Consider the following 10,933-nt stretch of genomic DNA (forward strand, 5'->3'; position numbering starts at 1 on the left):
GGATTCACTTCGGTCGAAAAATACTCTAGCGGCCGAAATCCCGCGAGAGGGCCAGCATTGCGGCGCGTTGCGGCACCGAATATTCATCGACGGCGGCCTCGTCGCCTTCGCGAATAGCCTTGAGCAGCGCGGGCGTCATGGCAGAGGATAGAGACCAGTTCCAATAGCGCAGCACGGTCTGGGCGCGATCGACCGCGACGGTGTCGAACGCCGCCAGCACGCGTTCCAATCCCGGGTCGGGGGCGCCAGTGGCGTCGGTCTCGGGTCGACGCAGCCCACGCCACAAGGCGCGCACCGCCGCGCGCGGCAGGCCCGTGGCCTTGCACAGGATCGCCAGGGGCTCGCCGCCCCGGTCGGTGAAGATCTTGGCCCCGGTCATGGGCTTGAGCCCGGACAGATAGGAGATTTCCTCGGCGGTCTCGCGCGTCATGCCGTTCTGGGCGGCGCCGACGGCGGCCTCCAGGCTGTCATAGGGGCTCTTGGCGATGGCGGCGCGATTTCGCTGACGCCGTTCGATGAACTGCAGGGCCTTGCGTGACAACGGGTCCTGCCAGCCCTCGGCTGAGGCCAGGGGGAAGACGTCGCCGACGGCGTCCTGGAGAATTTCGCGCGACACGGCGAAGCGCTGCAGGATCGTCCGCCGCGCCTCGGCGTCGGACCACCAGAACATCACATAGGCGTGGCTGGGCCGCAGTTCGGGCCGCTTGAGCAGCAGCGGGATCAGTTGGGGGTTGTCGCGAGTGGCCGCGACGATGTTTTCCAGCCCCTGGTGGCTGAAGCGCACCAGCTCGTTCTTCAGCAGGGTCTCGGTGACAAGGGTCTCGTCCATGTCGACCAAGGCGTCGGCCACCACCTCGCTGACCCCACGCCGCAGGGCGATCAGGCGGCGGTGATCGGGGCTGGCGTTGTAGAGGCAGTTGATCAGATCGGCGTCGCTGAGATTGGGCGAATTCTCGAGCAGGGCGCGGGCCACCTGCAGGTCGTCGCGCAGCAGCAGGCGAACCAGCACGCCGGGCATCTCGGCGAGATTGGCCAGGCGCCGGGCCACCTTTTCGCGCTCGCCGACGACGGCGTCGCGCAGCATCTCGACCATCAGGTCGGCGGTCACCGAGCGTTCGAAGGCGTTGATGCGGCTGGCGGGCAGGCACAGGACGTCGGCCAAGCGCTTCAGCAAAGCGGCGCGCGCGCGGGGCGACGCGACCGGCTCGGGCTCGGGACTGACAAAGGGCGTGGCGCGTTCGTTCATGCTGGTCCTGACGCAAGCCCGTCGTACTCAAACCTAGACCAGACCGTTCTTAACGTCGGATGAGCGGGCTTGGCCTCTGGAAGGCGCGATCGTCGACCCTCTAGAGAATGTGGGGCGGACCACTTGGCTCCGCAACCGCGACGACCTTCCGGCACGGCAGACGCCGGGCGGCCCGTCATCGGCCTAGAATTCCTGCCACTCGCCGGGGCGCGAGCGCGGCTCGATCTTCAGGGCGTTGGCGCCCTGCACATAGCGCTCACGGAATGCTTCGCGCCGGGCTGGCGCCGGGGCCGGCGCGGAGCGACGCGGAGCCTCCTGGCGCGGCCTGTAGTCGTGAATCTCGGCGCCCACCTGGAAACCGCCGATCAGCCGCTCCAACTCGGCGGCCTCCGAGGCCAGGGCGTGGGTGGCGGCGGTGGATTGTTCGACCATGGCCGCGTTCTGCTGGGTGGCCTGATCCATCTGGTTCACCGCGACATTGATCTGCTGCAGACCCACGGCCTGCTCCTTGGACGAGGCGGCGATGTCGCCGACCAGATCGTTGATCTGCGCCACCTGGACCAGGATCTGGTCGAGGGTCTGGCCGGTCTCGCCGACCAGCTTGACGCCCTTGCCGACCTGTTCGCTGGAGGCGCGGATCAGACCCTTGATCTCCTTGGCCGCGTCGGCCGAGCGCTGGGCCAAGGCCCGCACTTCCTGAGCGACCACCGCGAAGCCGCGGCCCGCGTCGCCCGCCCGAGCCGCCTCGACCCCGGCGTTGAGGGCCAACAGGTTGGTCTGGAAGGCGATCTCGTCGATGACGCCGATGATCTGGCTGATCGATTGCGAGGACTTCTCGATGCCGCCCATGGCCTCGACGGCCTCACGCACCACCTGGCCGCTCTTCTCGGCGTTGGACTTGGCGCTTTGGGTGACGCCGCGGGCCTTCTCTGCATTGTCGGAACTGCGGCGGACGGTGGCGGTGATCTGGTCGAGGGCGGCGGCGGTCTGTTCGAGGCCGGCGGCCTGGCGTTCGGTGCGTTGGGAAAGATCGTCGGCGGCCATCGCGATCTCGCCGCAGCCGCCGCGGATGCCCCGGGCGGTGGCCAGCATGCCGGTCATGGCCTGCTGCAGGGTCTCGACCGCGGCGTTGAAGTCGCGCGGCGCCTGGCGGGCCTCGCCCTCGAAGCCGTCCTCGCGCATCCGCCAGATCAGGTCGCCCTGCGCCAGCTTGCCCATCCCCTGCCCCAGGGTCGCCACGGCGGCGGCCTGGCTGCGGGCGAAGGCCTCGACCTGATCGGCGCGGTGCTGGCGCGCGGCCTCGGCGACAGCGCGGTCGGCGGCCTGCTGGGCGCGCTCGCGCTCGCCTTGGGCCAGGTCGTTGCGGACGCCGTCAAGGGCGCGCGCCACCGCGCCAATTTCACGGTCGTCGGCGCCGGCGATGGCTTGGTCATACCGCCCGGCCCCCAGCCCCTCGACCGAACGGGCCAGCGAGGCCACGGCGCGACCGCTGGCGGCGCTCCAGGCCAGGATCAACAGGGCCAGCGTCGCGATCAGCGTCGCCAGGCCGGCCACGGCGAACGGAGAGACCAGGCCCGCACGGGTCGCCAGCGACCAGCCGATCTGGCCAAGGCCCGCGACCACTCCCGCCACCACGATCAGCTTCCATCCGAAGGACAGCCGATTGAACCCGTTCATGCCGAATCTCCGCCCCAAGCGCGGGGTTCCCCAAGCAATGGCGGCTGATTCCTAATGGCCCATTAACCATGTCGCAGGCTGCGACGTTCTGGCCTTCGGGTTCCGGTCCCTGACCTATTGGTGAGAACGGCGTCGCAGGGCCAGGGCCTGGCCCACGCCCCGGATGTCGCAGCGCCAGGTCGGCAGGATCAGCATGATCGCCAGGGCCTCCAACTGAGAGGCCACGCCCATCGCGAAGGCGATCGACAGCACCACGCCACCGGTCCCGGTCAGTAGCAGTTTGGTCAACAGGGCCCATAGTGCCAGGCCGAACAGCTTCGACAGCAGGTGATGCGGCGAGGCCTCCTTACGGAAGCGGGCGAAACTGACGGCGTGGGCGGTGAGTTCCATCGCGCCCAGCACCAGGACCAGGGGCCAAAGGACGGCCATCAGGCCGGGGTGCAGGACCAGGACGGCGGCTGTCGCGCAGAGCCAGAACACCACGTCGGCCCGGCTGTCGAACGTGCGCAAACGGTCGGTGACGCTGCCCAGCCGCCGGGCGATCACCCCGTCGAAAATGTCCGACAACACGCCGACGGCCAGCAGGACAGCGCAGAGTGCGCGCGCGGGTTGGCCGACAAACAGCGCCAGGGCGAGAATCAGCAGGCCCGCCGCGACGCGCAGGGCGATCAGCAGGTAGGGAATGGCGCGCGGGGTCATGGACCGGAGGTTAGGCTGTTCTTCTCCTCACACGCAACGCGGGGGAGGTGGCGCGATGCGAATACGCGTCGTGACGGAGGGGGCGTCCTACAAAGGCGCTGATGCCCCCTCCGTCGGCTTCGCCGCCACCTCCCCCGTTTCACGAGGGAGGTGGAGACTGCTTGTCGGTGTTCAGGCCGTCCGAGCCCTTCCCAATCCGCCCGCAACGGCGAGGCCGCGCCTTAAAACCGCGATGGCGAGCTTGCTCTGGCGTCTGACGATGTCAAGGACGGCGCTCTCGCGCCGCCGCAACGCGGCCGCCAGAGGTGGTCCTTGACATCGTCAGACGCCAGAGCTCCGATCCACCAAGGCTTTAAGGCGTGGCCGCATCAGGGGCGGATGCGGGCAGTCGCCGGAAGCAGACATTCCGAAAGTCAGCGAAGGGTGGCTAGCGGACATCAGCCCTCAAGCGAAAGCCAGTGGCCACGCTTCTGGGTCGTTTTGAGCACAGCTCTGACGCTTACGCTTCGGCCGATGCTGGCGAGTGCGCGAAGAGGGTCGGAACAGCCCGCTTGCGAGCTGTCTCGGCTGGCTCAATACAAATCGGCGCGCAACACCTGTCCAACTGCTGGCGCGGGCCACAAACACAAGGGCCGCAAGTTCAACAGCAAGCGCGAAATCGACTGCCGCCGCCAACGGAATGAGTTCGGGCGCCACGACCGCGAAACCAGCAAGCATCAATGCCGCGACCACATACGCAGCCACGGCAATCGGACCCCGATTTAGGCTTTCCGCAGGCCTCTCCACCAAGGCCTTGTAAAGCGCATCGCCAAGCCACATGCCCCTGCCGGACAGCACAAGGCCGAATGTCATCGCGAAAAGTAGGGTCAGGATGATCATGGTCGAGCTCCTTAAGCAGCAGGTGGTGATGAAGCTTTGCGTTGCAAGGGAGGCGTATTCCATTCCTAGCATTGACCATTGACGCCCGTCGCCGTGCCTTCAACCGGCTGAAGCGCGAAATGGCAACCTGTTTGGCGGCAGCCAAAGCGGCCTCATTCGAAGGTCCGCTCAGGGTCGGAAGCAGACCCCACGTTATCCCCCTACCCTTCGATCACATGCGGCACGAACCGGGCCAGATTCTTGGTCACCACGCTGTCGTCCTCGCGGATGCCCATGCCCGCCGGCTCGGCCCCTACGATCCACGCCCCGACCACCGGGCGCTTGCCGTCGAACTCCGGCGGCGGATGGTAGGCCTGAACGATCGCGCCCTCCTCGCCATAGCCCTGGTCGAGCACCGCCTCGTCGCCCGCGCCGACCACCTCGACATTGGCCCCCTCGCGCGAGAACAGCGGCTTGCGCACGAAGGTCGAGCCTAGCGCCGACGCAGCGGCGTCGCCCTCGAAATAGGCCTCCAGCAGGTTGGGGTGGCCTTTGTGGCGCTCCCATAGCAGCGGCAATATGCCCTTGTTGGACAGGATGGCCTTCCATGGCGGCTCCAGCCAGCGCACGTCGGCGCTGACCAGGTGGGCGGCATAGGGCTCGCGCAGCATGTGCTCCCACGGATAGAGCTTGAACGCCGCCTGCAGCACGAAGCCTTCGCGATCGACGAACTGGCCCTCTTCGTTGAGGCCGATGGCGTTCATGGCCACGAACTTGGGGTCGAGACCCGCCTGGATGGCCAGGTCCTCCAGGAACCGCACGGTCTGGCGATCCTCGACGGACTCGGCGTCGCTGGCGAAGTGGACGAAGCCGCCGGTCGGGAACAGGGTCTTGAACCGCTCGCGCAGGGCCTCGAACAGGCTGTTGAACTGGTCGGCGTTGGCGGGGAGCGTCCCATTTGCGATCAGCTCCTCCAGCCACAGCCACTGGAAGGTGGCGGCTTCGAAGACGCTGGTCGGCGTGTCGGCGTTGTATTCGTAGAGCTTGGGTTTGCTGAGCCCGTCATAGCCGAAGTCGAACCGGCCATAGAGCGACGGCTGCTTGGCGCGCCAGGCGCCGGCCACGAAGTCGCGATGCTCGGCTGGGATGGCCAGCTTCTCCATCAGCTCCTGGCTGCCGACCACCTCGTCGACGAGGTCCAGGCACAGGTCGTGGAGCTCGGCGGCGGCCGGCTCCAGGTCGTCTTCCACCTGCTTCAGGGTGAAGGCGTAGGCCACGCTCTCGTCCCAATAGGCCTGGCCATCGGTGTGGTGATAGACGAAGCCCACGGCCTCGGCCTTGGCCTGCCAGTCGGGACGGGGCGTCAGCTTGAGGCGGCGCACCGGCTACGCCTAGGCCTCGCCGTCCGGCTTTTGCTCGATCTGCAGGGTCGGCTTGGCCGGGGCCAGGCGGGCCAGCACGTCGTCGGCCGAGGACTGGCCGGGCATGATGCCGGCCAGGCGCAGCTTTTCGTCCAGATCGGCGCCGGTGCGGCGGTCTTCCAGTTCGCCGGCCGCCTTGATGCGCTCGCCGCGGACCATCTGGCGTTCCTTGATGCGCGCCAGGCTGTCGGCGGCCGAGCCCAGCGACGAGCCGGCGCCCGCGCCGCGCGCGGCGACCGAGGCCTGGGCCTTCTGGACGCTTTCATTGACCTTCACGACCTCGACCTCGCGACGCAGGGTCTCGATGCGGCGGTCGGTGGCGCTGATGGCGGTATGCAGCTGATCTTCGGCCGCTCGCATCTCGCCAATCTGCGGCGTCTTAAGGGCGATGTCCGACTCCAGATCGGCGATGCGCTGGGCCACCTGACGAGCCAGGTCCATGTCGCCCTTGGTGACGGCGGCGCGGGCCGAGCCCTCGTATTTGGTGACCTGGTCGCTGAAGCCGGCGACTTCCTTTTCCAGGATGCGGCGACGGGCCACCAGGCTGGCCATGTCGTCGCGGGCCTTGCCCTGGGCGGTGTCGGCGTCGCGGATTTCCTGGTCGAGAATGCGCAGGGCGTTGGCGTCGACGACGGCCGAGGTGGCTTCGTGCGCGCCGGCCCGACCCAGGGTGAACAGTTTGTTCCAGATGGACATGGGAGTCTCCGTAGGGTCGTGAATTAAGCGGCGACGGGAGTGAAGGAGTTGCGCAGGTCGGACGCGGCGTCGATGGCGTTCTCGGCCAGGGTCCGCAGCTCGATCAGGATTTCCTCGACCGGCGAGGTGGTCGAGATTTCGCCGAACAGTTCGTAGAAATCGCGCTCGCCGACCGTGCTGATGCCGAAGTTCGACAGCGGCACCAACTTCTGGGCCTTGAGCAGGAATTCGTTGAAGGCGTGGCGGTCGGCTTGCTCGTCGACCGGCCACAGCAGGGTGGAGGCGGCGATCTGCTGGTCGCTGACGCTGATGAAGATTTCCAGGTCGCCCTGCCAGTGCATGGTGGCCAGCAGGATCGGTTCGGCGCCTTCCAGCACCCGTACGGTCAACTCGTCGGCGCCGCGACCGGGCGCGTCATCGAGCGCGGCCTTCAGGGTGCGGACAGTCCAGGCGGTCTGGCTCATGGGGGCGTGGTCCTCGTCTTCGTTCGGTCTGGGGCCTGCTTAGGCGGCTTCATACTAGATGGGCGAGCGAACGCCAGTCGTCGAGAGCGCGATCTTACGGTCTTGGATGACAAGTTGGTAATGGCGCGGCCCCTTTTGCGCTCCCCTCTTTTTTGACCGGGGCAGGCGCCGTACATGTGGACGGAGTTTCGCATCGGGTCGCCTTCATGTTCGGTAAGCTCTTCGGCCGCAAGGACACCGCCCCCGTCTCGGCCCTGCCGGCGATCCGCAACGTCACGCTGGGGCGGACCGTCTGGCTCGATACCCTGGCCTGGCGCCGGCTGGGCGATGATTTGAAGTTCACCCTCGACACCGACACCCTGGAAATCACCGCCCAGGGCCTGATCGAGCTGCGCGAGGGCGGCTTTGTCCACCGGTTCTATACGGACGACAACGTGATGTTCCAGGCTGTCACCGACGACCGCGAGGGCCAGCGGGTCACCGACATCACCGTGTTCATTCCGTGGGACAGCGCCTATCCGGGCGGCAAGGCCGACGAGGAGGCCTGGGCCAAGCGGCTGCGGGCCCGCACCTTCACGGGTCCCGGCCTGCCGGAATACCGCCGCGACTGGTTCGGCGACGAGGCCGAGAGCCAGGAGCCGGTGGCCTTCTGGGAAGACGTCCATGACGACCGAGACGGGATCCCCGACCGGCGGATCTTCCAGACCAGCATGCTGTTCTCCCGCGATTTGCCGGGCGACGGCCGCGAGCTTCTGCTAGCCATCCAGCAGGAGAACGAGAACGAAGACACGCGCCAGCGCGAGGTCTCGTTCGAGATCATGATCGGTGTGGCCCTGGGCGTCGGCGAGTTCCGGGCCTAGGCGGCAAACGAGTTTCGAGGGGAATGAACATGAGCGACCTGCACGGATTTGGCGGCAACGCCCTGGCGTTCCTACTGGCCTTCGTGGTCGCCGGCCTGTTCACCTTGGCCTTCAAGCTGATCTACCAGTGGGTGACGCCCTATGACGAGGCCAAGCTGATCCGCGAGGGCAATGTCGCTGCGGCCCTGGCCCTGGGCGGCGCCCTGGTCGGCTATGTGCTGCCCCTGGCCTCGGCGCTCAGCAACACCGTGTCGCTGGTCGAGTTCTGCGCCTGGGCGGCCCTGGCCGGCGTGATCCAGGTCGCCGCCTTCAGCCTGGTGCGCGTCGTGGCGATGAAGGACGTCGCCGCCCGCATCGAACGGGGCGAGATCGCCGCCGGCGTCTATCTGATGAGCATCTCCCTGGCGGTTGGCCTGCTCAACGCCGCCTGCATGACGGCCTGAGGCTTTCCATGACCGATCACCCGCAACCCCGCCGCCGCCTCCGCTCGGGCAGCCTGGCCCTGACCGGCCTGATGGCCGGCACGGCGATGTCGATCAGCGCCTGCGACGGCTCGCCCGCCGCAACCCAGTGGGGCGACCCACCGGCCGCGACGCAAGAGGTCGACGCCAAGACCTTCGCCTCGCTCGCCGACTGCAAGGCCGACGGCGCCATGACCGCCCAGCAGTGCGACACCGCCTATGCCCAGGCCCAGAAGGACAGCGCCACCAACGCCCCCAAGTTTGGCGACCAGCAGAGCTGCGAAGAGCGCTACGGCGTGTCCCAGTGCGTGCCACGCAGTGACAACAACGGCGGCGGCAGCTTCTTCACCCCGCTGCTGACCGGTTTCATCGTCGGCCAGGCGCTCAGCAACATGGGCGGCGGGTTTTACGGCGCGCCGATGTATCGCGACCGGGGCGGCACCTATTACGGCGGCTCGGGCGCCCCGCTGTCGCGCGACTATGTCACCGGCCGCACCCGCGTCCGCGCCGACAGCTTCGACGCTCCCGCCATGAAGGCCCCGACCCGCGTTCAGAGCCGCAGCTCGGTGATCTCCCGCGGGGGCTTCGGCGGCGGCGGGCGCTCGTACGGGGGGTAATACACCGCTCATCCCGGCGACTGCCGGGATGAGCGGATTTAAACGCCCGCTCAATGCGTCTCGTAAGCCGTCTTGCCGCCGCTGATCGCGAAGGCTTCCTCGGGCGACAGCACCAGCTTCTTGCGACCGACCAGGGCGAAATAGACGATGCCGACCGCAAACCAGATCGCCACGCCCAGCATGCCGGCGCGATAGATCGGGTCCTTCAACTGGTAGAAGATGGTCACTAGCGAGATCACCACCGTCAGCCCCGCGCCGACGACGCCGAACTTGCTCTTGTACGGCCGCGCCATGTCGGGGAACTTGCGGCGCAGCAGGATGAACGATGCGCCCTGCGCCACATAGGACAGCATAGCCCCGAACACCGCCATGTTCAGCAGGGTGCCGCCGATCACCGCCGCGCCCTTCTCGGCCCCCAGGATGAACCACACCGCCAGCATCACCAGCAGGCCGGCGGCCGAGCCGGTCAGCAAGGCGACGTCGGGCGTCTTGCGCGTGCCGCTGGTCACCGACAGGCCGCACGGGAAGTAGCCGGCGCGCGACAGCGAATAGATCTGCCGGCCATAGGCGAAGATGATGGCGTGGAAGCTGGCGATCAGCCCCGCCACCGCCACGGCCGCCAGGACCTTGGCCAAGCCCCCGCCATAGATCGTGCGGAAGCCCTCCAGGATCGGCTCGCCCGACTTCGACAGGGCGAAGGTCCCCGGCGAGATGGCGCTGTTGAGCCACAGCACCAGCAGGGCCGAGACGATCAGGGTCAGCATGCCCAGGATGATGCCCTTGGGCAGGTCGCGGGCCGGGGTGTGGCTCTCCTCGGCCGCCAGGGGCAGTTGCTCGATGGCCAGGAACAGCCAGACCGCGAAGGGCAGTTGGGCCAGGGCCCCGCCGACCCCGGCCGGCAGGAACGGTCCGTGGCCGTCCTTCAGCTCGGTCCCGCCGGGCCCCACGTTCATGGCGTATTTGAAAAAGTCGGCGTGCGGCAGGGCGCTGACCCAGAACACCGCCAGGCAGGCCAGGGCCAACAGGGTGATGAACACCGTGAACTTGAACGACATCGCTACCCCGCCAGCGTTCAGCCCGACGAAGATGACATAGGCCCCGATCCAGTAGAGCGGCTGCACCCAGGCCGGCGTCTCGAAGATGCCGCCCAGGTACGAGCCGATGAAGAAACACACCACTGCGGCGGTCAGCACATATTCGACGTTCTCGCACAGCCCGGTGATGAAGCCGCCCCAGGGTCCCATGGCGGCGCGGGCGAAGCTGTAGGCCCCGCCGGTATGCGGCTGAGCGGCGGCCATCTCGGCGATCGAGAACGTCAGGCCCAGATACATCACGATGATGATCAGGGTGGCCACCAGCATGCCGCCCCAGCCGCCGACCCCCATGCCCAGGTTCCAGCCCGAGAACTGGCCGGAGATCACCGCCCCGACCCCCAGGGCCCACAGCGAGAACACCCCCGCGTAGCGCTTCAGTCCGCGCTTGTCGAAATAGGCCGCATCGACCTTCTCGTAGCTGACGCCGCCGCCCGCGATTTCCTCGCTCATGATCCGTCCCCCTGCTTTTGTTTCCCAGTGGAGGTTGCGCGCCGATGAGGGCGACGGCGATTCATCGTGATCACAATCCGCACTTTGGGCGACCCGCGTTCACTATTTCGGCGCCACGCGGCCTTGTGGCGTAAAAGGCGGGCGGCGGACCGTTCCTCCCCCTGTGGGGGAGGTGTCGGCGAAGCCGACGGAGGGGGGAGTGACACACCATCGCCCGCGCCCAATCCGCGATCCTAAAACTCCCCCCACCGATCGCTACGCCATCGCCTCCCCCACAGGGCTAGCAGATTCACACATGTCTGAGGGTGGCCTGTAAGTTAGCCAGGGTCCAGCCGCATTTGCGGTCCTGGAGGCTGCGCCAACCGCGTAGCATGACGATGGGGCCGGGCT

General features: G+C 67.5%; 11 protein-coding genes. 3 read left to right on the forward strand and 8 right to left on the reverse strand.

Annotation, left to right across the window (positions count from 1 at the left end; translation table 11 throughout):
- Positions 1 to 25 precede the first annotated feature (25 nt).
- From ACP7AG_RS19490 to ACP7AG_RS19520, 7 genes are all read right to left on the reverse strand, one after another.
- Positions 26 to 1,246, reverse strand: coding sequence for a DUF2336 domain-containing protein (locus ACP7AG_RS19490; RefSeq protein WP_426032933.1), 1,221 nt, complete (start codon positions 1,244 to 1,246; stop codon positions 26 to 28).
- 183 nt (positions 1,247 to 1,429) lie between these two features.
- A complete protein-coding gene (locus ACP7AG_RS19495) occupies positions 1,430 to 2,923 on the reverse strand; it encodes a methyl-accepting chemotaxis protein (RefSeq protein WP_426014039.1) in 1,494 nt (497 codons plus the stop codon).
- Between the two features lie 114 nt (positions 2,924 to 3,037).
- Entirely contained in the window at positions 3,038 to 3,622 is a 585-nt protein-coding gene (locus ACP7AG_RS19500) for a CDP-alcohol phosphatidyltransferase family protein (protein WP_426032935.1), read from the reverse strand.
- 444 nt (positions 3,623 to 4,066) lie between these two features.
- Entirely contained in the window at positions 4,067 to 4,501 is a 435-nt protein-coding gene (locus ACP7AG_RS19505) for a hypothetical protein (protein ID WP_426032937.1), read from the reverse strand.
- A gap of 200 nt (positions 4,502 to 4,701) precedes the next feature.
- The gene (locus tag ACP7AG_RS19510; RefSeq protein WP_426032939.1) at positions 4,702 to 5,862 is read right to left on the reverse strand and encodes a glutathionylspermidine synthase family protein; all 1,161 of its coding nucleotides are present in this window, start codon (positions 5,860 to 5,862) and stop codon (positions 4,702 to 4,704) included.
- A 9-nt stretch (positions 5,863 to 5,871) separates the two neighbouring features.
- A complete protein-coding gene (locus ACP7AG_RS19515; RefSeq protein WP_426014042.1) occupies positions 5,872 to 6,597 on the reverse strand; it encodes a PspA/IM30 family protein in 726 nt (241 codons plus the stop codon).
- A gap of 23 nt (positions 6,598 to 6,620) precedes the next feature.
- Positions 6,621 to 7,061, reverse strand: coding sequence for a YjfI family protein (locus ACP7AG_RS19520; RefSeq protein WP_426014044.1), 441 nt, complete (start codon positions 7,059 to 7,061; stop codon positions 6,621 to 6,623).
- A 206-nt stretch (positions 7,062 to 7,267) separates the two neighbouring features.
- On the opposite strand from ACP7AG_RS19520, the gene ACP7AG_RS19525 reads away from it, so the two are divergent.
- Genes ACP7AG_RS19525 through ACP7AG_RS19535 form a run of 3 tightly spaced genes read left to right on the forward strand, consistent with a single transcriptional unit; the run spans position 7,268 to position 8,999 of the window.
- A complete protein-coding gene (locus ACP7AG_RS19525) occupies positions 7,268 to 7,921 on the forward strand; it encodes a DUF2491 family protein (protein ID WP_426014046.1) in 654 nt (217 codons plus the stop codon).
- Positions 7,922 to 7,950: 29 nt separating this feature from the next.
- Entirely contained in the window at positions 7,951 to 8,364 is a 414-nt protein-coding gene (locus tag ACP7AG_RS19530) for a DUF350 domain-containing protein (RefSeq protein WP_426014048.1), read from the forward strand.
- 8 nt (positions 8,365 to 8,372) lie between these two features.
- The gene (locus tag ACP7AG_RS19535) at positions 8,373 to 8,999 is read left to right on the forward strand and encodes a DUF1190 domain-containing protein (RefSeq protein WP_426014050.1); all 627 of its coding nucleotides are present in this window, start codon (positions 8,373 to 8,375) and stop codon (positions 8,997 to 8,999) included.
- A 50-nt stretch (positions 9,000 to 9,049) separates the two neighbouring features.
- Here ACP7AG_RS19535 and ACP7AG_RS19540 read toward each other — a convergent pair whose 3' ends face one another.
- Positions 9,050 to 10,543 carry an amino acid permease gene (locus ACP7AG_RS19540; RefSeq protein WP_426032941.1) on the reverse strand — a complete coding sequence of 498 codons (1,494 nt, stop codon included), beginning with the start codon at positions 10,541 to 10,543 and terminating at the stop codon, positions 9,050 to 9,052.
- Positions 10,544 to 10,933: the final 390 nt, after the last annotated feature.

The sequence above is a fragment of the Caulobacter sp. DWP3-1-3b2 genome (assembly GCF_049896325.1).
GTDB lineage: Bacteria > Pseudomonadota > Alphaproteobacteria > Caulobacterales > Caulobacteraceae > Caulobacter.